General features: G+C 38.2%; 27 protein-coding genes and 2 tRNA genes. 17 read left to right on the top strand and 12 right to left on the bottom strand.

Translation table 11 applies throughout. From position 1 onward, the window contains the following. The gene (locus tag EHR01_RS14035) at positions 1-1,296 is read left to right on the top strand and encodes an SMP-30/gluconolactonase/LRE family protein (protein ID WP_135695520.1); all 1,296 of its coding nucleotides are present in this window, start codon (positions 1-3) and stop codon (positions 1,294-1,296) included. Between the two features lie 510 nt (positions 1,297-1,806). Here EHR01_RS14035 and EHR01_RS14030 read toward each other — a convergent pair. Then, a tRNA-Gly gene (locus EHR01_RS14030) sits at positions 1,807-1,877 on the bottom strand. A gap of 83 nt (positions 1,878-1,960) precedes the next feature. Here EHR01_RS14030 and EHR01_RS14025 point away from each other — a divergent pair. Together EHR01_RS14025 and EHR01_RS14020 are read left to right on the top strand one after the other, a co-directional pair. After that, complete coding sequence (locus tag EHR01_RS14025) at positions 1,961-3,466, top strand: carboxypeptidase M32 (protein ID WP_135695519.1); 1,506 nt, start codon at positions 1,961-1,963, stop codon at positions 3,464-3,466. 32 nt (positions 3,467-3,498) lie between these two features. Then, positions 3,499-3,825 (top strand): hypothetical protein, encoded by a 327-nt coding sequence (locus EHR01_RS14020; RefSeq protein WP_135695518.1) that lies wholly within the window; start codon positions 3,499-3,501, stop codon positions 3,823-3,825. Here the strand turns inward: EHR01_RS14020 and EHR01_RS14015 are convergent. Beyond that, positions 3,801-4,229 (bottom strand): DUF423 domain-containing protein, encoded by a 429-nt coding sequence (locus EHR01_RS14015; RefSeq protein WP_135695516.1) that lies wholly within the window; start codon positions 4,227-4,229, stop codon positions 3,801-3,803. The two genes, EHR01_RS14020 and EHR01_RS14015, sit on opposite strands and share 25 nt — an antisense overlap. A gap of 21 nt (positions 4,230-4,250) precedes the next feature. Between EHR01_RS14015 and EHR01_RS14010 the strand changes: the two genes are divergently transcribed. After that, positions 4,251-4,586 (top strand): hypothetical protein, encoded by a 336-nt coding sequence (locus EHR01_RS14010; RefSeq protein ID WP_135695514.1) that lies wholly within the window; start codon positions 4,251-4,253, stop codon positions 4,584-4,586. Between the two features lie 37 nt (positions 4,587-4,623). On the opposite strand, the gene EHR01_RS14005 is transcribed toward EHR01_RS14010, so the two are convergent. Continuing rightward, positions 4,624-5,385, bottom strand: coding sequence for a hypothetical protein (locus EHR01_RS14005; RefSeq protein WP_135695512.1), 762 nt, complete (start codon positions 5,383-5,385; stop codon positions 4,624-4,626). Beyond that, the gene (locus tag EHR01_RS14000; RefSeq protein WP_135695510.1) at positions 5,382-6,281 is read right to left on the bottom strand and encodes a CPBP family intramembrane glutamic endopeptidase; all 900 of its coding nucleotides are present in this window, start codon (positions 6,279-6,281) and stop codon (positions 5,382-5,384) included. Before EHR01_RS14000 ends, EHR01_RS14005 begins: the two co-directional genes overlap by 4 nt. A 78-nt stretch (positions 6,282-6,359) precedes the next feature. Between EHR01_RS14000 and EHR01_RS13995 the strand changes: the two genes are divergently transcribed. The 5 genes from EHR01_RS13995 to EHR01_RS13975 are packed head-to-tail and all read left to right on the top strand — an operon-like array spanning position 6,360 to position 10,656. Beyond that, entirely contained in the window at positions 6,360-7,262 is a 903-nt protein-coding gene (locus EHR01_RS13995; protein WP_135695508.1) for a LysM peptidoglycan-binding domain-containing M23 family metallopeptidase, read from the top strand. Positions 7,263-7,308: 46 nt separating this feature from the next. Beyond that, on the top strand, positions 7,309-8,484 hold the full coding sequence (locus EHR01_RS13990; RefSeq protein WP_135695506.1) for an acyl-CoA dehydrogenase family protein: 1,176 nt from the start codon (positions 7,309-7,311) through the stop codon (positions 8,482-8,484). A 5-nt stretch (positions 8,485-8,489) separates the two neighbouring features. Continuing rightward, positions 8,490-9,521 carry a phosphotransferase family protein gene (locus EHR01_RS13985; RefSeq protein WP_135695504.1) on the top strand — a complete coding sequence of 344 codons (1,032 nt, stop codon included), beginning with the start codon at positions 8,490-8,492 and terminating at the stop codon, positions 9,519-9,521. Continuing rightward, positions 9,511-9,942, top strand: coding sequence for a hypothetical protein (locus EHR01_RS13980; RefSeq protein WP_135695502.1), 432 nt, complete (start codon positions 9,511-9,513; stop codon positions 9,940-9,942). Before EHR01_RS13985 ends, EHR01_RS13980 begins: the two co-directional genes overlap by 11 nt. After that, positions 9,943-10,656 (top strand): histidine phosphatase family protein, encoded by a 714-nt coding sequence (locus EHR01_RS13975; RefSeq protein ID WP_135695500.1) that lies wholly within the window; start codon positions 9,943-9,945, stop codon positions 10,654-10,656. Between the two features lie 39 nt (positions 10,657-10,695). Here EHR01_RS13975 and EHR01_RS13970 read toward each other — a convergent pair whose 3' ends face one another. From EHR01_RS13970 to EHR01_RS13955, 4 genes are read right to left on the bottom strand one after another with little or no spacing between them, the layout of a single operon-like run. Further along, positions 10,696-11,382, bottom strand: coding sequence for a hypothetical protein (locus EHR01_RS13970; RefSeq protein ID WP_135695499.1), 687 nt, complete (start codon positions 11,380-11,382; stop codon positions 10,696-10,698). 14 nt (positions 11,383-11,396) lie between these two features. Beyond that, complete coding sequence (locus EHR01_RS13965) at positions 11,397-12,413, bottom strand: aldo/keto reductase (RefSeq protein ID WP_135695497.1); 1,017 nt, start codon at positions 12,411-12,413, stop codon at positions 11,397-11,399. A gap of 1 nt (position 12,414) precedes the next feature. After that, the gene (locus tag EHR01_RS13960; RefSeq protein ID WP_135572996.1) at positions 12,415-12,702 is read right to left on the bottom strand and encodes an acylphosphatase; all 288 of its coding nucleotides are present in this window, start codon (positions 12,700-12,702) and stop codon (positions 12,415-12,417) included. A gap of 21 nt (positions 12,703-12,723) precedes the next feature. Next, on the bottom strand, positions 12,724-13,242 hold the full coding sequence (locus EHR01_RS13955; RefSeq protein ID WP_135695495.1) for an RNA pyrophosphohydrolase: 519 nt from the start codon (positions 13,240-13,242) through the stop codon (positions 12,724-12,726). 72 nt (positions 13,243-13,314) lie between these two features. On the opposite strand from EHR01_RS13955, the gene sixA reads away from it, so the two are divergent. Together sixA and EHR01_RS13945 are read left to right on the top strand one after the other, a co-directional pair. After that, positions 13,315-13,803, top strand: coding sequence for a phosphohistidine phosphatase SixA (sixA, locus tag EHR01_RS13950; protein ID WP_135695493.1), 489 nt, complete (start codon positions 13,315-13,317; stop codon positions 13,801-13,803). A 63-nt stretch (positions 13,804-13,866) separates the two neighbouring features. Continuing rightward, positions 13,867-13,938, top strand: a tRNA-Pro gene (locus tag EHR01_RS13945). 95 nt (positions 13,939-14,033) lie between these two features. Here EHR01_RS13945 and EHR01_RS13940 read toward each other — a convergent pair. Then, positions 14,034-14,324, bottom strand: a complete 291-nt coding sequence (locus tag EHR01_RS13940; protein ID WP_004785337.1) for an LIMLP_16025 family protein — start codon at positions 14,322-14,324, stop codon at positions 14,034-14,036. A 134-nt stretch (positions 14,325-14,458) separates the two neighbouring features. Between EHR01_RS13940 and EHR01_RS13935 the strand changes: the two genes are divergently transcribed. The 4 genes from EHR01_RS13935 to EHR01_RS13920 all read left to right on the top strand — a co-directional run bounded on the left by EHR01_RS13935 (position 14,459) and on the right by EHR01_RS13920 (position 16,933). After that, on the top strand, positions 14,459-15,463 hold the full coding sequence (locus EHR01_RS13935) for an arylesterase (protein WP_244310122.1): 1,005 nt from the start codon (positions 14,459-14,461) through the stop codon (positions 15,461-15,463). A 240-nt stretch (positions 15,464-15,703) separates the two neighbouring features. Further along, complete coding sequence (locus tag EHR01_RS13930; RefSeq protein ID WP_100743805.1) at positions 15,704-15,982, top strand: FitA-like ribbon-helix-helix domain-containing protein; 279 nt, start codon at positions 15,704-15,706, stop codon at positions 15,980-15,982. Next, positions 15,966-16,364 carry a type II toxin-antitoxin system VapC family toxin gene (locus EHR01_RS13925; RefSeq protein ID WP_135695489.1) on the top strand — a complete coding sequence of 133 codons (399 nt, stop codon included), beginning with the start codon at positions 15,966-15,968 and terminating at the stop codon, positions 16,362-16,364. The genes EHR01_RS13930 and EHR01_RS13925 overlap by 17 nt, the downstream gene beginning before the upstream one ends. Positions 16,365-16,402: 38 nt before the next feature. Then, entirely contained in the window at positions 16,403-16,933 is a 531-nt protein-coding gene (locus tag EHR01_RS13920) for a DUF1697 domain-containing protein (RefSeq protein WP_135695487.1), read from the top strand. Positions 16,934-17,003: 70 nt separating this feature from the next. Here EHR01_RS13920 and EHR01_RS13915 read toward each other — a convergent pair whose 3' ends face one another. Continuing rightward, positions 17,004-17,594, bottom strand: coding sequence for a TetR/AcrR family transcriptional regulator (locus EHR01_RS13915; protein ID WP_135695485.1), 591 nt, complete (start codon positions 17,592-17,594; stop codon positions 17,004-17,006). Positions 17,595-17,733: 139 nt separating this feature from the next. On the opposite strand from EHR01_RS13915, the gene EHR01_RS13910 reads away from it, so the two are divergent. Next, on the top strand, positions 17,734-18,483 hold the full coding sequence (locus EHR01_RS13910; protein ID WP_135695483.1) for an SDR family oxidoreductase: 750 nt from the start codon (positions 17,734-17,736) through the stop codon (positions 18,481-18,483). Here the strand turns inward: EHR01_RS13910 and EHR01_RS13905 are convergent. Beyond that, positions 18,475-18,951 carry a crossover junction endodeoxyribonuclease RuvC gene (locus EHR01_RS13905; protein WP_135695481.1) on the bottom strand — a complete coding sequence of 159 codons (477 nt, stop codon included), beginning with the start codon at positions 18,949-18,951 and terminating at the stop codon, positions 18,475-18,477. The genes EHR01_RS13910 and EHR01_RS13905 overlap by 9 nt on opposite strands. 132 nt (positions 18,952-19,083) lie before the next feature. Between EHR01_RS13905 and EHR01_RS13900 the strand changes: the two genes are divergently transcribed. Continuing rightward, on the top strand, positions 19,084-20,760 hold the full coding sequence (locus tag EHR01_RS13900; RefSeq protein ID WP_135695479.1) for an acyl-CoA dehydrogenase family protein: 1,677 nt from the start codon (positions 19,084-19,086) through the stop codon (positions 20,758-20,760). A gap of 128 nt (positions 20,761-20,888) precedes the next feature. Here the strand turns inward: EHR01_RS13900 and EHR01_RS13895 are convergent, their stop codons facing one another. Continuing rightward, on the bottom strand, positions 20,889-21,143 hold the full coding sequence (locus EHR01_RS13895) for a hypothetical protein (RefSeq protein WP_135695477.1): 255 nt from the start codon (positions 21,141-21,143) through the stop codon (positions 20,889-20,891). Positions 21,144-21,463: the final 320 nt, after the last annotated feature.

The raw sequence follows: 21,463 nt of genomic DNA, 5'->3' as shown, positions 1-21,463 counted from the left end.
ATGTTTTTATTAAAAAGAAAATTATCTAACTTACAAAAATCTTTTCTTTCTTTTTTGGTATTCAACTTATGTTTAGTTTTCATATCCTGCAAAACACCAGAGGAATATTTTAAAAATCAAATCAAAGGTCCTGTCGAACTTCCTTACAATCCCATCGTCGAGTCCATTCGATCAGAGGGAGACCCAATCAAGAATAATGTTACAATCAACGGAAATACACTTCCAGCTCAAGATGAAATCCTCCTTCAAGAAGATTTGAACCGAGCATTTATCGCATCTATTGATGGTTGGATTTGGAAAGTAGATTTAGCAAAAAATACTTCCGAACCTTTTGTGAAAACTCCCCTTCTTCCTGGTGGAATGGTTTTTCATCCCAAGAACCAAGATATCATCTATATGTGTTTGTCGCGTGGAAAAGAACACAAAGATCCACTCGTAGATGGACCAGGTATTTATGAATTAACGATATCAACCAAACGATTACGTAAAATAGGAACACGAGTTCCCCTTGTTGACAAAACCGCTGAGCCATCTGAAGGACAAATCGGAAAATTTTATCCATGGAACAAAGAAACAAAAATCCCAATTTCAAACTTAAATGATACAAACAGTCGTTACGTAGAAAAAGCAGATGATCTTACAATTAGCAAAGATGGAGAACGCATCTATTTTACTGAACCATATGATCATCCGAATTCTATTCTTGGTGTAAGTTCCCAATCAAAACATGAAGTTCTGACATTGGGAAGAAACGGTCATCTATGGAAATATGATTTAAAAGATAACACTGCGAGTTTGATTGCCCATCAATACACTTATCTAGATGGAATTTTGTTAGAATATTCAAACAGCGAAATAGAATCATCAATTCTTTTGAACGAACTATCAAAATCAAGGCTCATTCGCCTTCACCTAACGGGAGATAAAAAAGGCAATGACGAAGTTGTGATTGATGGTCTTCCCGGATTTCCGGATGGTATGGACCGAGATTTTAAGGGCCGAATTTGGATCGCAATTCCAGTGGAGCGTTCTAAATTAATTACTTGGTTGCACAAACATCCATTTTGGAAATCTCTAGTTTTGTATATACCAGAAAGTCTATTACCAGTTTCTAAAAAAACTGGAATCCTTGCTTTGACACCTAATGGAAGTAAGCCTATATACTATGCTATGCATAATGGAAGTTTGTTTTCTCATATCATAGTCGTCGTGCCTGGAAAAGATAAACTATATTTAGCTGTCTATCAAGAAGGATTCAAAGGTTTTGTCACGATGCCATATCCTAACAATATTTAGTTGGTTATTCAGGGCGCCTCGCAAAAAAAGTAAATTCAACTAATATTGATTAAGCGATCTCGCTCTCCGTTCCAATCTTTCCCTTCGGGAAAGGATTTCCACTTCGATCGGTGGCGCAAAGACCAATTCACAATTGTGGATAGATGTACTTTCTTGTGGAAAACTATGAATTTTTAAGAAAAAAAAATCTTTTGAGTTCCGAATCGACTGTTTGATTTAGCGATGTTGTGGTAAGAGGAAGTCATTGGGTGGCGGGTCTAGTTCCCCTCCCTAATCGGGCGGGGATACGGATATCCATTCTGTACTCACATGAACAAAGGGGCTCGCCCTCTCCGCTGTTCGGACGTCGTGTCCTCACTTCGCTCCGAGTCACGGCGCCGCTCGTCGAAAGCCATCGTGGCTTTCTTACTGATTTGTTCGTTCCCTATGGGTCACTCACAAACTAGCTCGCGTCACTGTTCGAGCCAACTTCATCGTATATGTTGTTTGATTGGTTTGGAAGGAATGTCATGCGGGCGAAGGGGCTCGAACCCTCGCCAGAAGCTTGGAAGGCTGCTGTGCTACCGTTACACCACACCCGCGACAGTAAATACATAGTTTTGGTTGGGGGTAAAGGGTCAATGATTTTTGGTTCCAGAAAGTGAGGGAGGAAGAAAATGAGACTATGGCCCTGCCCCAAGCACTCGAAAATTACCGAAAACAATATCGTAAAATCAAATTATTCCAAGATGTGGCTTCCGTTTTGCATTGGGATTCGGAGGTGATGATGCCCGAAGAAGGTCGGGAATACCGGTCCTCACAAATCGCTGCAGTCGCAGAACTCACTCATGATTGGATGACAGACAAATCTTTTTTAAATCAAATCCAAGCTGCGAAAGATTCGATCAAGGAACTTCCTGAATTTGAACGTTCGGTTTGGAATCGTGAATTAGAAGTCCTCATGGAAGAGAAAGAGAAAGCAGATAAACTGCCTTCTGAGTTTGTTTCCGAATTTGCACGAGTCACTAACTTAGCACATGGTGAATGGGCAACGGCAAAAAAAGAAAAAAACTTCCAATCATTTGCAAAACGTTTAGAAGAATTAGTTCAATTATCTAAAAAACAAGCCGATTACTTCGGTTATACGACAGAACCTTATGATGCATTACTCGACAGTTACGAAAAAGGTGCCAAAGCAGAACAAATTCAAATTTTGTTTTCTGATTTGAAGGAATCACTGGTTCCAATTGTTGCTACCGCTCCTAAATTCAAAAATCCATTCCCTGGACCAATCTCTTTAGAGAAACAAACTAAGTTTTGTAATCGATTGCCGTCACTTCTAGGTTTAACAACAAAAGAATCTAGACTGGATACTAGTAACCATCCGTTTTCCACAAGTTTAGGGAAAGGCGATAAACGAATCACAACTAGGTATTCTGAAACAGATCCACTATCTTCCATCTTTGGTGTGTTACACGAAACTGGTCATTCATTATATGAATCTGGGTTGTCAGCAATGCCAGATTGGCCCACACCAATGACAGAATTCTTAAGTTTAGGTATTCATGAATCACAAAGTCGTTTGTGGGAAAACCAAGTGGGGCGTTCTTTGCCATTTTGGGAATTCGTTTATCCCATTTTGTTATCTGATTTTGGTCTCACAGATAAAGAACTTCCATTTAAAGAGTTGTACCAATATATCAATAGCACAGAAAAAACAAAAGTAAGAGTGGAAGCAGACCAGGTAACTTATAATCTGCATATCATTCTGCGATTTGAAATTGAAAGAGATCTCATCAATGGAAAAATCCAAGTAAAGGATTTACCTGAAATTTGGAATACAAAGATGAAAGAAAGTTTTGGCCTATCGGTAGAGAATGATGCAGAAGGTGTTTTGCAGGATATTCATTGGTCGATGGGTGCTTTTGGATATTTCCCAACATACACACTAGGAAATATTTTTAGCTCACAGTTTTTCAAAAAATTTACAGAAGAATTTCCAGATTCGCATAACAAATTTTCTACGAAAGGTGATTTTTCTGACTTACTCGGTTGGCTTAGGAAAAACATTCACTCAAAAGGAAAAATATTTGATGTCGATACACTGATGAAACAGACCACTGGTGAATCAGCAAATTCCAAATATTTAATCTCTTATTTAAACGGGAAAATTAAAGAAGTAGCGAAATAATTTAAATCTGAATTTAAAACTTAAGGAACTATATGTCAGGATCAGAACAAGTATTAGAAAAACTAAGCCAATTATCATATTTCGATAACCTTGCATTATACTATTTATGCATTGAAACTCCTCCACAAACACTTGCCTTAGCATTCATGCAAATGGATGAAAAAATAGCAGGGTCAATGCTTGGTGTTTTGGATGTTCAAAAAAGAAAGTATGTACATGAACTCATGTCCTTACAAAAGGATAGTTCAGAAGAAGCAAGAAAAGCCGCCGCAGAAGGGTTGTTACTCATCGCAGACGGCTTAATTTCTAGAAATTTAATCAGTAAACAAGGGAATTATTTTTTTGGTACAAAGAGATAATAAGACCCAACTCCTAAACTAATCCAACCTACTAAAAAACTCACTCCTCCTAAGGGAGTGATAGCTCCTAAAACCCGAATTCCTGTGATCGCTAGGGCGTACAAACTAAAAGAAAAAATTAAAATTCCCAATAGAAACATCCAGGTAGCAATTTTCAAATAAGTGTTACTTTTATTCGAAGAATCCGATACCAACGAATATTGTAACAAGAGAAATGCGGCAAGTGATGCCAATGTATGATAAAAATGATATCGGTTTCCCGTTTCATAAATTACCATCAAATCGGGGGTTACTATTTTTTTTAGTCCGTGGGCACCAAATGCTCCGATGGCAACAGCTAAAAAACCAGAAAGGCAAATGATAAGGATTAAAACCGCAGAGGATTGCTTCTTGACAAGATTCATTAACGATACTTCCTATTGCCTATGACTTCAGATGCATCCGGAAAGAATACTAAATTTGTAAGAGTTTGGCGACAGCTCAATGTAGAGGATGTAAAAAAACAACTACTCTATATTGATGATCTCTATGGAACTTGTGGAAATTGTAAAAAATTGGGACTTAATTATTTAAAAGATAAAAAATGCCCAGAATGTGGAATTACATTTAAATATCTGGCAACTAAATTAAGTAAGGTGGCAGATATTGGAAAGATTCTAAGTCGAATAGACAAAGAAGGATTAGAATTAACTTTAATTGAAAGAGAAGATTTTGAAAGGTCAAGTGCAGCAGATGCAGCAAGGGACCTATTCAAATCATAAACCACGAATATTAGATCTGGTTGTTAGTTTAAAACGATTAAAATTTAAACGACCAACCAAATTGTGCTGTTTTATTATGAGCTGATGTATCTTCCCAAGCATCAAAGGCTCGAACCGCTCTTGAGACGGCAAGTGCAGCAAATACTCCCACTGCGTTTGGCGAATCCCAAACATTCCCAGCACCTTTGACATTGGCCATATTATCCCAAATATTTTTTTTGGGTAAATTCTCTTGTGCATAAAGGTAAGCACCACCTGCCAAAATCAAATCGCATAATAAATAAATACCCATACTAACAAAAGTATCTCGATTTGAAAAGAGAGGAGAGTTCCATGAATTGTATCCTACGGAAGCCATTGGTGAGATTAAGTTTAAACCTTGAGAGACAACGTGGTATTTTTCTGATAAAGGAACAGCCGATTCATGCGGAGCTTTTTGCAGTAATTCTTGTTCTAAAATTTCTTTCCACATTCTTTCCTGACCACGTCTAGGAGATTCAATGCGAATGATAGAATCAGGAGAAGTTTTTCCAACTTTTCCTACATAGATATTAAAATCATACGGGTTTTTCCAGCGGTTTCTATATCTGTAAACAAACCCTTGTGTTTTTTCATCTGCATAAAAATCCGGATCTAGTTTGTTTAAGAGTGCCACCAAACGAAGGTTTACATCTTCAGGGCCACCTAAAATTTCAACTGTTTCTCCTGCGAATAGAGAACCGATTCCGCTTGTTGGCAATAATAAGAGAAATGAAAAATAGAAAACAAAGGATACGAATCCTTTAAAAATGAAACTCATGACTGCACTCCGGGAAGTTGAAGGTAAGCATTAATTAAACCTAACGAATTGTATGTGGCATGACAAGCCATTGCGATCCAAATATTTCCAGTCTTAATGTAAATGTATCCAAAAAACATACCTACTCCGCATATAATAAACGGAATGGCAACGGAAGTTCCTTCTCCATAATGAAGCCAACCAAAAAGCAAAGAAACTATAAATAAACCTTCTTGCGCAAGATTTTTGTCGATGAAGGCTTTTAGTAAAAAACCTCTAAAAAAGATTTCTTCTAAGATTCCTGTAATGATACCGACAACATAAATTCCCCAGGCTAATAAGTAAGTGTTCCCGTGAATTGCTTCATAAAGTTTTTTTGCAAAAACTCCAGATTCAACAGGGACCGATAGTCTTTCTAATATCAATCCAAAGATAACGACAACGATAAAACAAATAAATCCATTGGCTATCCCTCGAAGTAATATGGGAATTGATAATTCATCCTGTAAATTGGTAACTGGAATTTGTAAGACTTTTTTATAGAGTAAATACCCTAAGCCCACATAACATAAAAACCACGGTATTGAATGACCTAATAGGTAATGCGGTTTTTCGGTAAACACCTTATCATAAAACTGAGACAAAAGTAAACTTGGATTCTCAGTAATTTCTTTCTGAAACTGATCTTTGATTGGAGTTACAATCTTTTCATACTCAGAAAGCATTGTGGAAAAATCCATTTTCCCTTCCCAATATTCTTCATAAAGGGGGAGTATCTGGTCTTCTGGAATCCGATCGCCAAGGACCGTATTGTTCACAAAGGCTAAAAATATGACGGAATAGAAGAAAGAACATACATAGACGAGACCCAAAGAATAAGCGGTGAGCCGGAAGATCTCAAAAAAACGATTCTGCATCTGCCTTACAGTTCCTCAATTTCGGCAAGAATCGTCACCGTTTTTTTGGGAAATGGTCGATATTCAAATTAGAAGATTATGTCTAAAACTGTCAATTTTCCGAAATGCGCTCTGTTTCTGGTCATTCTCAGTGCCTTCTCGTCACTTTTTTCCAGCCCGCTCACTTTGGCAAATTTGGAATATACCAATCCTTCGTTAAAAAATCTTCGCTCTGAAATCAAAGAAAATTTGAGGATCTCCAAGTCCGGTGCTAGGAGAGAAGAACTCATTCCTCTGAAATATTATGAATACAAAGTTCGGAAGGAAGATAATTTTTTTAAAATTATGGCCCGAACCGGAATGGACTTGGAAACACTTTCCTCTGTAAACGAGCTCAGTTCGCCGCATGATTTATCACCAGGGATGGTTTTAGAAATTCCTAATATGCGCGGAACCTTTCATCCTGAAGAAACAACTGGTGATGAAAAAACCAAATTAGCGTTAGCCGAAAAATATAATCTTGATTCCAACAAATTACAATATGATTCCGAAAGAGAAAAATGGTTTTTACCTGGAATCACAATGGGAAAATCCGAAAAATCTTTTTTCTATGGATTTGGATTTCAATTTCCATTAACCGAAGCTAGGATCTCTTCTGGTTTTGGTAAACGAATTGATCCATTCACTAAAAAAGATACATTTCATGGTGGAATAGATTTAGCCGCCGAACAAGGATCAGATGTATTTGCCTCTATGGATGGCGAAGTAATTTTCAAAGGTAAACAAGGTGGTTATGGAAATTTAATCATCTTAAAACATAGTTTAGGATATGAGACTCGTTACGGACATCTTTTTGATTTTAATATAAATGTAGGTCAGAGAGTAAAAAAGGGCCAAAAAATTGGGGAAGTTGGACAAACAGGTAGAGCGACCGGTCCACATTTACATTTTGAAATTAGAAGAAATTCAAAACGAGAAAGACCTATTTTTCGATCTCATTAAAAAAAGATTTTACGTTACTCATTGATTCTTGTAATTCTGGGAATCAATGGACTTTGAAATTCCCCAAGAAGTGGAAACACTTCGTAAAAATATTCGCGACTTCATTACAAATGAAATCATCCCTCTGGAAAAACATTATGATTTTGAAAAAGGTCGAATGCCAGAAGATATCAACCAACAAGCGCGTGCTAAAGTAAAGGCGGCTGGTTTTTGGACTCCGCACCTACCTAAATCAGAAGGTGGGTTGGGTTTAGATTTGATTGGAACATGTATTATTTTTAGTGAACTGGGTCGTTCACCTATTGCTCCTTACATATTTAATTGTGATGCACCTGATGAAGGGAATATGCATTTACTTTCGATTGCTGCCTCTGAAAAACAAAAAGAGTTAATCCTACACCCACTCATCAAAGGAGAATTGCGAACCGGTTTTGCAATGACAGAACCTGGACCAGGAGCAGGTTCGGATCCAACCACCTTACAGACCAATGCTGAAAAACAAGGGGATAAATATATTATCAACGGTCGTAAGTGGTATTGTACAGGTGCCAATGGGGCAAAATATCTAATTGTGATGGCAAAGGTAAATGGGAGTTTCCGAAAAACGACCATGTTCCTTGTACCAACAGATGCAAAAGGATACACAATGGTTCGAGAAATTGAACTTATGGGTTCCCATGGACCAGGTGGGCACTGCGAACTCAATTTTGAAAACGTAGAAGTTCCAGAAGATATGATTCTTGGCAGAGTAGGAGAAGGTTTTCGACTTTCTCAAGAAAGATTAGGTCCTGCTCGCTTAACGCATTGTATGCGATGGACAGGAATGGCAAGACGTTCCTTAGCAATTGCTCGTAGTTATGCGAAAGAACGAGAAGTATTTAATTCCCGAATTGCAGACCACCAAGGAATTCAATGGATGTTTGCCGAACGAGCAACAGAAATTGAAATGGCCTTTCTTTTGACTTTGAAAGCGGCTTGGTTGTTACAAAAAGGGAAAGACGCCCGCCAAGAAACTTCTATGGCAAAATGGAAAGTGAGTGAGTCTTTGTGTAATACCATCGATATGGGAATCCAAATCTGTGGAGGCAAGGGATATTCGAGAGACCTACCTTTGGAATTGTTTTATAGGGATGCCAGAGCCGCAAGGATTGCCGATGGACCATCCGAAGTTCATAAGATGGTCATTGGCCGAAACTACATTTCAGAAAAATGGGACTTCTGAGGAGTATGGAAATTAAGGAATTACGGGAAAAAGTAGAACTCCACTTATCTTCCGTTTGGAAAGACAATGTTAAAGTCTCCCAAATGCAACATTTAAGTGGAGGAGCTTGCCAAGACAATTATGCATTGGACTTGATTTCCAAATCCGGAAAACAGTCGTTAGTTTTACGTACAGACAAAGGAGCGAGTTTACTTTCTTCTTTGTCGAAAAGAGATGAGTTCAAAGTGGCAGAACTTGTTTATAAAGCAGGTGTCAAAACTCCGACTCCAGTTTTTTTGGAAGAAACTTCCGATGTGATAGGTTCTCCTTTTTTTCTAATGGAAAAAATTGGAGGCAAAGCCACCGGACGTTACATCACAAAAGATAAGGAACTAGATTCCTATCGTAAATCTCAGATGGTATCGGATCTGGCAGCAAACTTAGCCAAACTCCATACAGTAAAACCAAGTGCGGTTTCTGATGAAGAACTCAAACAAAAACTAAAATTTGTCACAAAAGAAAATTATGTTTCTATTGCTATTTCGGATCTACGACAATCGTTAGACGAACTTCCTGAATCTCATCCAGCCATAGAACTTTGTTTGTTTTGGTTAGAATCAAATGCTCCTTCGATTGATGATATTGTTCTTGTCCATGGAGATTTTCGTACGGGAAACTTTATGATGAACTCTGAAGGACTCCAAGGAATTTTAGATTATGAATTCGCCCACTTTGGGGATCGCCACGAAGACATTGCTTGGTTGTGTATGCGCGACTGGAGATTTGGAAGGCTGAATAAAGAAGTGGGTGGATTTGGGGATCGCAAAGATTTTTACCAGGCTTACCAAAACACTTCGGGAATCCCAGTGGATCCCTTTAAGGTAACTTTTTGGGAAATTATGGGAAATGTTCGTTGGGCCATCGGGAGTGCACAACAAACAGAAAGACATATATCGGGCAAAGACAAAGGGATTGAACTGGCGGCCATTGGTAGGCGAACCGCAGAAATGGAATGGGAAGCTATGCGACTCATCGAGGAAATCAGTAATGCAATATAGACCAGAAACAAAGGAACTCATTTCCTCCATTCAGGATTTTTTAATGAAGGAACTTCTTCCAAAATTGGAAGGTGATGATTTGTTATCTTATAAAACATTGGTTTCTTGGAATATGTTGGGTGTGATTGCAAGAGAAACAGAATCTTCCGAGTTTGAAGCCGACTTTCATCGAATCCAAAATTTAAATTTAAAAATTTCTGACTTAGAAACTAAGTTTAAATCCGAAGAATTTGCAAATTTAACTCGAAAAGAAAAATACAATCTGCTTCTTACTTGGAACAAAGAATTTGCAAATACAATTCGAAACTTAGCAAAAGATAAAACAAACTCCGATTTAAAACCGGGTGGTAAAATTTGGAATTTTGCAAAAAATCAACTCAAAGAAAATTTGGCCATCTCTAATCCGAGGTTCCAAACATAAATGTCTTTATTGTATTTAGTCCGTCATGGACAGGCAGATCGTCTTGGGAAAAATTATGACCAACTAACAGACCATGGTTGGAAACAAGCAAAATTATTAGGTGAATACTTTAAAAGCCAAAGGATCGAATTTGATTCTGTTTATACAGGCACACTCAATCGACAAAAACAAACTGCCCAAGGCATTATTGAAAGTTTTTCAAACGATTTATTTTGTATCCCTGAACCAGTGGAAAATTCAGCCTGGGATGAATTTGATTCCAAAATGTGGCTTGGTTTGGCAGCTAAGATTCGTCATGCGAATGATAAATTTGCCAAATTATACGAATCTTATAAAAAAGCTTGGGAAGAGGGCAAAGAGGAAACTAGGGATTATTTCCAAGAACTCATTCAAATTGTTTTAAACGATTGGGTTCATGGAGTTTGGGATCCTGTGGAACCTTATACATTCAAAGAATATGTTGAAAAGGTTTCCTTTGGTCCAAAAGAGATTCCGAACAACGTAAAAAGTACATTAGTTGTTTCATCGAGTACTCCCATAGCAATTATGATGGGATTATCATGTAAGATGCAACCAGTTGAATTTCCAGTATTTATGAAATCCATTACCAATTCTTCTCTCAGTGTTTTTCGAAGAGAAAATGGCCATTGGGAGCCCGTGAGTTGGAATAATACCCCTCACTTGCAAAATCCTGATTTGGTAACTTTAGTATAGTTTCCCTTACTATGAATGAAAGCGTTTTGTTATAGATAATTATTGGGCAAAGGAAGAAAGAAGTTTCACTCTGTTTTTTGCTTTTTGTCCCCAACCAGTTCTTGGAAAATTTTTATACAAATGGTCCATCGCTGCGAGTTCTTCTTCGTTCGATTTACTATAACGAATCGTGATTTTTGGTTCTTCTTGGAATTTAAAATCAACTGTGACATGAAAACTTCCCATAAACACAACCGTTCCTGGTTGCAAGTCCACTCTTGATTTTTCGATATCCGCTCGGACAAAATCAATGTCAATTTTCGTGGGTTGTTTTGTGCTTCCAAATGCAAAGTCAGAGGCACCACGATTCAAAAGATGGACTGCATCATGAATTTCATACTGCCCTTCCTTTAAATTTTGAAAATAGTAATAGTGCTCTGAGCTTTCATTGTATTCAAAAGTTTTATCCCCTTTTTTAAGCGTAACCTTTTGAAACCTTGGATCAATCAATTCATCCAAAATCATTTCATCTTTAACAATTGTCATGTGAAGGATGATAAGACTACTCTGTGCATTTTTTGGTCCAAAACTAGAACATTCGGGGAATAGATAGGTAATCAAAAACAAAATTAAAAACTTTCGAAAGACTCCCGAAGTGATCTTTTCAAACTTTGAGATTTTTTTCTCAGTAGAATTCACTTCGTTTTTATCTCTTTCTAAATGATCATCGTATGAATTAGAGTTCATTGTTTTTATTTACCTTAACCCATCGGGTATTGGATCTTCTTTGAAACAAGATTGATTTCCGATAGAATTTCATCAGACAAAATGACATCGGTTGCTTTTAAAGACTCATCCAGTTGGGCTACCGTATTGGCTCCAATGATCGTAGAGGCAACATAGTCATGTTGTTTACTCCAAGCAACAGAAAGGACAGTGGCACTCATCCCGTATTTTTCAGCTATTTTTAACAGTTCCGCAGTGGATGCCAAAGTGTTTTCATTTAAGAAACGATTCGACATTCTTCTTTGTCTCTCTCCCTCAGCCATATAACGAACAAACCGAGCCCCTTCCGGAGGAACAGATCCGTTATATTTTCCAGTAAGGACTCCCCCAGCAAGCGGAGAGTAAGGTAATAAAGATACTCCTTCTTTTCGGCAAACTTGTGCTAACTCATCTTCAAAACGACGGTTTAAAATGGAAAAGTTATTTTGAATGGAATCATAACGAATGAGATTGTATTTGTCGGAAGTCCAAAGACTTTTCATCAGCCCAAAAGAAGTTTCGTTGGAACAACCAGCATAACGAATTTTTCCTTCTTCTTTTAGTTCAGTCAAAACTTCCATTGTTTCGTCATAGGATACATCATGGTCTGGCCAATGTGTTTGGTATAAATCGATAGTCTCAACACCTAATCTTTGTAAGGAGCCTTCAATCGCTCGACGAATATGGTATTTGTCCAGTGCTGTTTTTCCCTCCCGGAGTGGAGGACTAAACCAACCGTGACCAGGCCCTGCCACTTTTGTTGCTATGATGACTCCATCTCGAGGTTTTGTTTTGAGCCACTTTCCAAAAATTTCTTCAGTTCGATGCACCCAAGATTTTTGTGGAGGAACAGGATAAATTTCTGCTGTATCATAAAAATCGATTCCGGCATCGTAAGCACGATCCAGAATTCGAAATGCCTCATCTTCGTTACATGAGGATCCAAATGTCATGGTACCCATACAAATTTCGGATACCACCATTCCTGTTTTGCCAAGTCTTCGTTTTTTCATGTTATTTTTTGATTAAAAAAGTTCTGAATTGATTTTTTGGATCACTCCACTCGATGACATGATCCTTTACTTTTGCTTTTGTAGGTCCTCGTTGCATGGCTCTGTACAAATCTTCAATAAAAAGTTTATCACCTTCTACAACAGCTTCCACTTCCCCATTGGGTAAGTTTTGAGTATAACCTTTGAGTCTCATTTCTTGGGCTTTTTGGAGGACATAGTAACGAAATCCTACCCCTTGTACAGTTCCCCGTATTAAAATTCGCGCTCTTGCTTCTTCTGATTTTCCCAAAGATAGTCTCCTTTCTAGAACTTACTTGGATTTTGAATTCTCTGCAATGTAATTTTGAATGGCAGATTTAAAAAGAGGAACAAACTTCTCATAGACGGCTCGTTTGAACTCGACAACCGATTGGATTGTATCTTCAATTTCCATAAATTGGACTGTTAAAAATTCTTGTTCATGGTGGACCAAATCACATTCATCAATAGTTCCATCCCAATAAAATAGAATCCATCTTTGTAATTGCCCACGAAATTTTTGTAAATGAGAATTGAGACCCAAAGAATTTGGAAAGTCGTAAGGTATCCAATCAGGATATTCCGTTACATAGATTGCTTTTTTGACTCCCAATTCTTCATATAATTCTCGTTTAGCGGCGTCTAAATAATCCTCATCTTCATCGATTCCACCTTGAGGAAACTGCCAAGAACCAGGGAATTGTACGCGTTCCCCTACAATTACTTTGCCTAAAGAATTAAAAACCACCATGCCTACATTTTTGCGGTAGGGTTTGTCTGTCATATTTCTTAGAATGGCTCTATCAGCCATTTTCGCAAGAAATTCCTTAATTTTTTGTTTCTCCGCCAGTCCGTGGTTCCAATCTTGGACTTAGGAAGTACTATGAAGATCATTTTGGTTCGTCACGGTGAGGCTGAAAACGCAACTCCAGCCATTTCCGATTCACAGCGGGATCTAACAGACAAAGGTGTCAGTGATATTCATAAAATCGGAAGGTTTATCAAAAACTCATCCTTAGCAGTCAAACAAGTGTATTATAGTCCTTATACAAGAACCAAACACACTGCTGAGATTCTTTCTGAAGAATTAAAGTATGGTTGTGAAATGGTAGCTTCCGATGACCTATTAGCTGGTAAAGGTTGTAGCGATATTATCTCTTGTTTAGTCAATTTTACAAATTCCGACACAGTTCTGTTAGTCGGTCATAATCCAGACATCACGTATTTTGCTGCAAAACTTTTAGGAAATTCCAGTGCAGCTGAAAATTTAATTTTCCAACCTGGTTCTACCATAGCAATCAATGTGGCTCGGGAGAGATTTGCACACGGTCAAATTATTTGGGCGATTTCTCCAGACAATCTAGGTCTTTGATTTTCTAAATTATCAGTAAGACTTGACCAAGCGTCGATCGTAGGGTTTTTGGATTCCAGAACACGGGGTGTAGCGCAGCGGTAGCGCACTTGTCTGGGGGGCAAGGGGTCGCCGGTTCAAATCCGGTCACTCCGAAGTTCAAAAGTTCTGATTTAAAAAACCCAGCAGGCCTGCGAACAAACCTGCCGGAAGAAAATTCAGGATGGTGAGATACAAAAAAAAACTAAATCTTAAGAAGGTTTGTTTTGGTTTCCTTCTTTCACTTTATCTAAATATTTTACTACGTTGTCTTTGATTTCATCAAAACGAACGATTCCCCAAGCCACACCCATTTTTACTTTTAGGGCATTGTCACTCGTATCACTTTCGCCTTGTTCTTTCAACTTTTGAAAGTTTGTTTCAAATTTGCTCTTTTTCTCGTTTAGGTCAACGACCAGTTTCTCCCAGACTTCTTTGGAAGTTTTTACGGCGCCAATCCCAGCATTTACGATATCTTGCAGCTTGTTTTCCACATTGCTCATCGGATGTTACTCCTTCTCTCTCCATTATTTTGCAGTGCACAATAATGTCCAGAAAGAATTTTCTGGAGGATTCTGAATTCCTGGGCTAAAATGGTCGGATGCGCGTAAAAACCCTAAGGAATCTCTTCACCATTTTGACCCTTGTTTTCTTGTTTGCGAACTGCAGTAGTCCCATCCAAGAAAAACCCATTGCTGGCTGCGAACGAATTCCAGGAACTCCTGGCCCGGAAGATTTGGATCTCATCCGTGATACATCTACAGTCATTGTTTCTTCCCATGAACGCCGCAATGGACTAAAAGATATCGGAGCTTTGTTTGAAGTTTCTTTCGCTAACCCGAATGGAAAATTAGAAGCAAAAAAAATTGAAACCAATTATCCTGAAAATTTTCGACCACATGGGATTAGTTATGCGAAAGTAAAAGGTGTTGATACCTTAGCTGTGATTTCCCATACCTTAGTGGATGAAAATCCGCATACCCTTGAAATTTTTGAACGTTCGAAGTCTGGCAAATGGACTTATACAAAAACTTTGAGTGATCCCACTCTCACAAGTCCTAACGATATTTTTATGAACGAAGCAGGAGAGATTTTTGTTTCCAATGACAATGGAACTAGTAATGCCTTTCGTAAGTATTGGGACATGATCGTTCGTAGTGGAAGAGCAGATGTATCTTATTATGATGGTAAAACTTTCCAGGCCTTAAACGTCCCTGTTATGCTTGGCAATGGAATTTATATTCGTAAAAAAGGAAATGAAGAACTCTTATACAGATCTGTATTTTCTGAAAAAGCCATTCGTGTGTATCAAGTGGAACGAAGTGGTGGAAAGATCAATTTAAAGTATTTGGAATCCATCGCCATAGGCGCGGGCCCTGATAATATTTTAGAAGATGAAAATGGAATGTTATGGCTTGCAGCCCACGATTCCACTTATAAATTCATTCGTCATGTGATGAATCGAACGAATTTAGCACCTACTCGTGTTTTCAAAATCAATCCAGAGAACAAAGAAGTCACTGAAGTGTATGCCAATGAAGGTGCAGAAATTTCAGCCGGAAGTACGGGACTTGTTTTCAAAAACAAACTTTTGATTTCGCAAGTGTTTGAAGATTTTCTTCTGGTTTGTCCAAGGCCATAGGAAAGAAATTAGATATATTTTAGATACGATGGTCTTGGGTAGGCTGTCGTATTAAGTTTTTTTCTATACATGAATTAAAAAAATATTCTTCATCTTTTTTAACTATATTAGCTAAAAAAGATGAAGAATGTAAAGCAAGAGCTGTCTTAGTTTACAATACCTTAAAAATCAGATCAAAGAATGTATGAAAAATGCTTGCAAATTCATGAATTTGAATAGGATTACGATTGGTTAGTAAATATGGCAAATCTTCAAGTTAGAGATATTGATGACAGACTATACGAATCATTAAAGAGAAGGGCGGAGTTGGAACATCGTTCTGTCAGTCAAGAAGTAGTCATGATCATAGAAAGTCATTTAAAAAGAGATAATCTTGAAACAGAGAGACAAACTGTTGAATTTCTAAAACTTACAAATTCTTGGCACGACGAAAAAACTGCGAAAGAAATCATCTCCGACATTCGATCATCAAGATCAAAAAAAAATCGATCAAAGGTGACGGATGAGCTTTTTGATTGATACAGATATTATCATTTATAGTCTTAAGGGAAATGAGAGAGTCCAGAAAAATCTCATCGAAAAAAAGAATTCTTCAAAAGCAATTTCCGTCATTACTTATGGTGAGTTAATCTTTGGTGCGAAAAAATCAAAAAGTAGAGAAAAGAATTTAGCAACCGTATATAGAATTGGAGAAATTTTCCCCGTTGTCGAATTGACTAAAGGAATTGTCGAAACATTTGGAGAAGTGAAAGCCGTATTACAAAAAAAAGGAAATATTGTTGATGATTTCGATTTATTGATCGGATCTACTGCTTTATATCTAAATTACACATTAGTTACCAATAACGAAAAACACTTCTCCATGATTCCCGATTTAAGAATCGAGAATTGGAGTAAATAATATCTATATCAATTTGAGAATCATCCCCTAACACCAACATGAAATATATTGCATTACTCAGAGGAATCAATGTCGGAGGAAACAGAAAGGTCGAAATGAAAAAACTTCGAACACTTTTTGAATCCTTTGGTTACACGGAAGTTTCTACTTATATCAATTCAGGGAATATCATTTTTGAATCAGAAGATGATCAAAAAACAGTTCTCGCAAAAATCACAAAAGGTTTTGAAAATACTTTTGATTTTGAAATTCCCACTCTTGTGAAGACAGAAAAAGAAATGAAAAAAATTGCCAAAGCGATCCCAGAGGAATGGCAAAATGATAACACACAAAGGACGGATGTTGCGTATTTATTTCCAGAGGCAGATTCCAAAAAAATCATCCAGGAACTACCTCTCAAAATGGATTATCTCGATATTCTTTATATGAAAGGTGCCATCATTTGGAATATTAAAAGAGAAAATGTAAACAAGAGCCAACTTGCCAAATTAATCAGTCATAAATTGTATAAAGTAATGACGATACGCAATGTGAACACAGCCAGGTTTTTAGCAGGAGAAACAGAATAAAAAAACAAAACAGAACTTATTTTCTTTTGCGTGATCAGTAGAAAGTTTCGTTTCTACATTGATCATCAGATTAACCTAATCCCTTCAATACCGCTTCAATTGTTTCCACTAACAACGTTTCTCTGTTCTCATGACAGTGTTGGGCCACAAGTTTTGGGTGAGTGAAAGCAGTTCCTGCTGAAATTAGAATTTCTGTCACCAGGTTCACTTCCCTTTTTTTGATCTTCTTTTGGTTCATAGCTTCTGTGACCAAACTCGACATTTGGCTTTGCATATTGGTCAAATGGGTTTGGATGAAGGGTTTGGATTCTTCTGCAGCCATATCGAATGCCTTATACAGTTCAGGATCAAGATTTACCTTTTCCAATTTCATTCGGTGGAGATTTAGAAACCAAGTGAGGATCTTTTGGATGGGGTCTCGTTTTTCTTTTACAAGCAAATCCTGTTTTTCATCTAACTTCACAAGCCAACGTTCGGAAACAGCATCAAAAAGAGCTGTTTTGTCTTGAAAATGTGAGTAGAGGGCCGCATGGCTAATCCCCATTTCTTTGGCAACATCCACCAAACGAACCTTTTCAAAACCTTTGGCCCGCATTTCGCCTATGGCAATTTCCACGGCTTTGTCTTGGATTTCCGAGGCTGTGAGACCTGTTCTTGGCATAAGGAAAGGATCGGATCGAAATCCAGGGGGTCAATCTCAAATTACAAAATGAAAAAAATGTTAGTTTTGAAACTTACGGACTTGACTTTTTGTAACTTACAAAATATTGTAAATGTAACTAAGGAAAAGGTAAAAATTTATGCAATTAAATGGAAATACAATCCTCATCACTGGGGGAACGAGTGGGATCGGACTTGCTCTGGCAAAACGACTCTCCAGTCTCGGAAACCAAATTTTAGTCTGCGGAACTAATGAAAAGAAAATGGAAGAGATTCGAAAATCTTATCCGGGGTGGGGGACTTATCTTCGTGATATTTCGAAACCAGAAGAGAGAGAAAAATTATTCCAAGAAACAACAAAGGATTTTCCTGAACTCAATGTGTTATTCAATAACGCAGGAATCCAACGTTATCCAAAATTAAATGAACTAGAACCTTGGGCAAACTTGGGCAAAGAAATCGATTTAAATTTGGGAGCTCCCATCCATCTTTCGATGTTATTCGCTAAACACCTGTTTGCAAAGAAAAATGCGGCGATTTTAAATACAACATCAGGACTATCACATATCCCTTTGGCTTACGCACCGGTGTATAGTGCTACCAAAGCAGCATTACACTCCTTCACATTGACACTACGATTTCAATTTCGTAACCAACCCATTGAAGTGATTGAAGTTTCACCACCCATGGTCGATACCGATTTAGGAATTCCTAACACTCATACAGCGGGACTAAATTTAAATGAATATGCAGATAGCGTTATAGAAGGTCTGCGAAATGGAGATTTGGAAATCACTACTGGCTTTTCTACTGTCTCTGCCAATGCGAGTCGGGAACAAAAGAATGAAATCTTCTTGTCTATGAACAATGCGAGGAGTGGATCAAACTAAAGATCGACCCACAAAGGCACAAGCGATGGCGTCCCAAGAGTCGTCGTGGCCTTTCAAATCTTTAAATCCTAAAATCATTTGGATTGCTGCCCGGACTTCTTTTTTGGTGGCATTCCCTTTGGCGGAGATTCCTTTTTTGATTTGCGTGGCTGTCAGTGATACAACAGGAATTTGTTTTTCGCCGAGGGAAAGTAAGATGACCCCGCGAGATTCCGAAACCTTCATTCCGGTCGTTGTGTTCTGAACAAAGAAGAGTTCTTCGACCGCGGCCGCCTCCGGTTGGAATTCGGTGAGGATATCCATCAGTTCCTTGCGGATTTGGAGGAGGTTGGTGGGAGAAGGCGTTTTCGGAGCCACTTCAATGGTCCCGTATGTTAACAGTTCGGGGTTACGACGCAGTCCTTCAGGAAAGGAAAGAATCGCATAGCCCACACGATGGGATCCAGGGTCAATGCCGATGATTTTCAATAATTTCTTTCCTTAACCCCAACTTTTGCCCAGTTTGGCCCGACCCGACCCAAAACCTAGTCTAAAAATGAAAATGACAAGGTACTTTCCTTCCGTATAGTGGAAGAAAACCACCGCAGGAACGTTAAACACATGACCGCAACGGCAGTGAAACTCGAAAAATCCCAGGCGGAGAAGGCTCTTAGTGCTCAAGCCGCCCTCCTCAATGATGTAACCAAACGACTCGCTCTGAAAAATTCCGATAACGGCAAAGTATCCGTAAGCAAAATGGACAAAACACAACATGTGTTTTACCAATTGGCTTGGATGACCGCTCAACAACGTGTTGCTGAGAACTTTATCGTTTATGCTTGGGATGCTTCCAAGGGAACTGGCGAGATGGAACAGAAAATGGCCCTTACTTTTGCGGCTGAAACTGTATCCAACATTCGTTCGGAACTCGCAGCTCGCCCTGCAGAGTATGAACTGACTTACCAAGAACTATTCTCCAAACTTTTTTCCGATGAAATCAATACTTACGTAGAAGCAGCATCCAAAATGGAAAACTACGAAGCGATTGTAGACAAGATCGTTGATCTTGGACACTTCGGTGCTTATGGACTTTCCGAAGACCATGAAAACTTCCGCGGAATTTTCAAAGATTTTGCTGAAAACGTAGTAGTTCCTCATGCGGAACATGTCCACAGACATGATGATCTGATCCCACAAGAAATCATCAACGGACTAAAAGACATGGGTTGTTTCGGTCTTTGTATTCCAGAACAATTTGGTGGAATCCAACCAGATGATCGTCCAGACAACATTTCCATGTTAGTTGTAACCGAAGAACTTTCTCGTGGTTCCCTCGGAGCTGCTGGATCCCTTATCACAAGACCAGAAATTATGTCCAAGGCCCTCCTCAAAGGGGGAACGGAAGAACAAAAAAACAAATGGTTACCACTTCTTGCATCTGGTGAAAAATTTGCAGGGATTATGGTTACAGAACCTAACTACGGTTCTGACGTAGCTGGAGTTTCTGTTACAGCAAAAGAAGTAGATGGTGGATTTGTGATCAATGGTGTAAAAACTTGGTGCACATTCGCAGGTTATGCGAACCTCCTTCTTATTCTTTGTAGAACAGAATCTGATCCAAGTCTCAAACACAGAGGTCTTTCTATCATTTTAGCTGAAAAACCATCGTTTGATGGTCATGAATTCAGTTACAAACAAGACGGTGGCGGAACCATCCAAGGAAAAGCAATCGGAACCATTGGTTACCGAGGAATGCACTCTTACGAAGTATCTTTCGAAGATTACTTTGTTCCGAAAGAAAACCTACTTGGTGGTGATGCTGGACGTGGAAAGGGATTCTACTTCCAAATGGAAGGATTTGCTGGTGGACGTATCCAAACAGCAGCTCGTGCCAATGGTGTGATGCAAGCCGCTCTTGAAGCAGCTCTTCGTTATTCCCAAGAACGTAAAGTATTCGCAAAACCAATTTACGATTACACTTTAACTAAGTTCAAAATTGCGAAGATGGCAATGATTGTACAAGCAACTCGCCAATACACAAACTATGTAGCAACACTACTCGATAACCACAAAGGCCAAATGGAAGCAACACTTGTTAAATTGTATGCATCCAAAATTGCTGAGTGGGTGACTCGTGAAGCAATGCAAATTCATGGTGGTATGGGTTATGCGGAAGAATATCCAGTATCGCGATACTTTGTAGATGCTCGTGTATTCTCTATCTTTGAAGGTGCGGAAGAAGTAATGGCACTTCGCGTAGTTGCGAAAGACCTACTTGACCAAGCACTCGCTTCTTAGTTAGAAATTAAGTTTATTTGATGTCGATAGGATGAAAATCCGATCGGCAAAGAGAAAAGAAAAAGCCCGAGCAATCGGGCTTTTTTTATATCTAAATCCAAAAACAATCGTATAGTCTTTTGCTTTAGTTAGCATTCTTCAGGTACGTCACAAAACGCATTAATCATAAACAAATATCCATCAAAATTAGTGCAGATATTTATTCCTAATTTTCGATAGCGTTCCGCATCGGGACTTTTTTCACAAGCAAGCACTGTGGAAAGTAAACATAAATTGGATTCTTTCTTTGCTCTATCACATTTCCCTGTTACATTTGCAATTTCTCGATCGCAATTTGCCAATGTAAACATAAACAGAAGAATTAAGTATTTGATCATTTTCATATGTAATTTCTCGTGAGTATCAGAAACTAAATTTGATTTATTGTCAATTAGATTCAGCAGATGACTTTTGTTTTGCGATGTAAAGTTCAGTCCTTGTATGGATATTACAAAATAAAGGGAATTGTCCATAAAAATACGCATAGAATGGACAATCCTTGGGAATTGCGTGAGTTTTATGTTATAAATTTGGATGGATATTTGTTGAAATATCGATAAAATTCAGAAGGATAATCTCCTATTCATTTTCATTTTGGAAGTCTAACTTGAAATACAGTAATCTTATCTTTGTTACTTGTCATTTTTGTTTATTTTTTTTTAAT

It is taken from the genome of Leptospira mtsangambouensis (assembly GCF_004770475.1).
Taxonomy (GTDB): Bacteria; Spirochaetota; Leptospiria; order Leptospirales; family Leptospiraceae; genus Leptospira_A; species Leptospira_A mtsangambouensis.
The sequence above is the reverse complement of the archived record's forward strand: the minus strand, read 5'-3'. Positions and strand labels throughout refer to the sequence as shown.

Bases quoted from the DNA above. Each gene is read 5' to 3' on its own strand.
- EHR01_RS14035 (WP_135695520.1), top strand. From the start codon at position 1: ATGTTTTTATTAAAAAGAAAATTATCTAACTTACAAAAATCTTTTCTT.
- EHR01_RS14025 (WP_135695519.1), top strand. From the start codon at position 1,961: ATGGCCCTGCCCCAAGCACTCGAAAATTACCGAAAACAATATCGTAAA.
- EHR01_RS14020 (WP_135695518.1), top strand. From the start codon at position 3,499: ATGTCAGGATCAGAACAAGTATTAGAAAAACTAAGCCAATTATCATAT.
- EHR01_RS14015 (WP_135695516.1), bottom strand. From the start codon at position 4,229: ATGAATCTTGTCAAGAAGCAATCCTCTGCGGTTTTAATCCTTATCATT.
- EHR01_RS14010 (WP_135695514.1), top strand. From the start codon at position 4,251: ATGACTTCAGATGCATCCGGAAAGAATACTAAATTTGTAAGAGTTTGG.
- EHR01_RS14005 (WP_135695512.1), bottom strand. From the start codon at position 5,385: ATGAGTTTCATTTTTAAAGGATTCGTATCCTTTGTTTTCTATTTTTCA.
- EHR01_RS14000 (WP_135695510.1), bottom strand. From the start codon at position 6,281: ATGCAGAATCGTTTTTTTGAGATCTTCCGGCTCACCGCTTATTCTTTG.
- EHR01_RS13995 (WP_135695508.1), top strand. From the start codon at position 6,360: ATGTCTAAAACTGTCAATTTTCCGAAATGCGCTCTGTTTCTGGTCATT.
- EHR01_RS13990 (WP_135695506.1), top strand. From the start codon at position 7,309: ATGGACTTTGAAATTCCCCAAGAAGTGGAAACACTTCGTAAAAATATT.
- EHR01_RS13985 (WP_135695504.1), top strand. From the start codon at position 8,490: ATGGAAATTAAGGAATTACGGGAAAAAGTAGAACTCCACTTATCTTCC.
- EHR01_RS13980 (WP_135695502.1), top strand. From the start codon at position 9,511: ATGCAATATAGACCAGAAACAAAGGAACTCATTTCCTCCATTCAGGAT.
- EHR01_RS13975 (WP_135695500.1), top strand. From the start codon at position 9,943: ATGTCTTTATTGTATTTAGTCCGTCATGGACAGGCAGATCGTCTTGGG.
- EHR01_RS13970 (WP_135695499.1), bottom strand. From the start codon at position 11,382: ATGAACTCTAATTCATACGATGATCATTTAGAAAGAGATAAAAACGAA.
- EHR01_RS13965 (WP_135695497.1), bottom strand. From the start codon at position 12,413: ATGAAAAAACGAAGACTTGGCAAAACAGGAATGGTGGTATCCGAAATT.
- EHR01_RS13955 (WP_135695495.1), bottom strand. From the start codon at position 13,242: ATGGCTGATAGAGCCATTCTAAGAAATATGACAGACAAACCCTACCGC.
- sixA (WP_135695493.1), top strand. From the start codon at position 13,315: ATGAAGATCATTTTGGTTCGTCACGGTGAGGCTGAAAACGCAACTCCA.
- EHR01_RS13940 (WP_004785337.1), bottom strand. From the start codon at position 14,324: ATGAGCAATGTGGAAAACAAGCTGCAAGATATCGTAAATGCTGGGATT.
- EHR01_RS13930 (WP_100743805.1), top strand. From the start codon at position 15,704: ATGGCAAATCTTCAAGTTAGAGATATTGATGACAGACTATACGAATCA.
- EHR01_RS13925 (WP_135695489.1), top strand. From the start codon at position 15,966: ATGAGCTTTTTGATTGATACAGATATTATCATTTATAGTCTTAAGGGA.
- EHR01_RS13920 (WP_135695487.1), top strand. From the start codon at position 16,403: ATGAAATATATTGCATTACTCAGAGGAATCAATGTCGGAGGAAACAGA.
- EHR01_RS13915 (WP_135695485.1), bottom strand. From the start codon at position 17,594: ATGCCAAGAACAGGTCTCACAGCCTCGGAAATCCAAGACAAAGCCGTG.
- EHR01_RS13910 (WP_135695483.1), top strand. From the start codon at position 17,734: ATGCAATTAAATGGAAATACAATCCTCATCACTGGGGGAACGAGTGGG.
- EHR01_RS13900 (WP_135695479.1), top strand. From the start codon at position 19,084: ATGACCGCAACGGCAGTGAAACTCGAAAAATCCCAGGCGGAGAAGGCT.
- EHR01_RS13895 (WP_135695477.1), bottom strand. From the start codon at position 21,143: ATGAAAATGATCAAATACTTAATTCTTCTGTTTATGTTTACATTGGCA.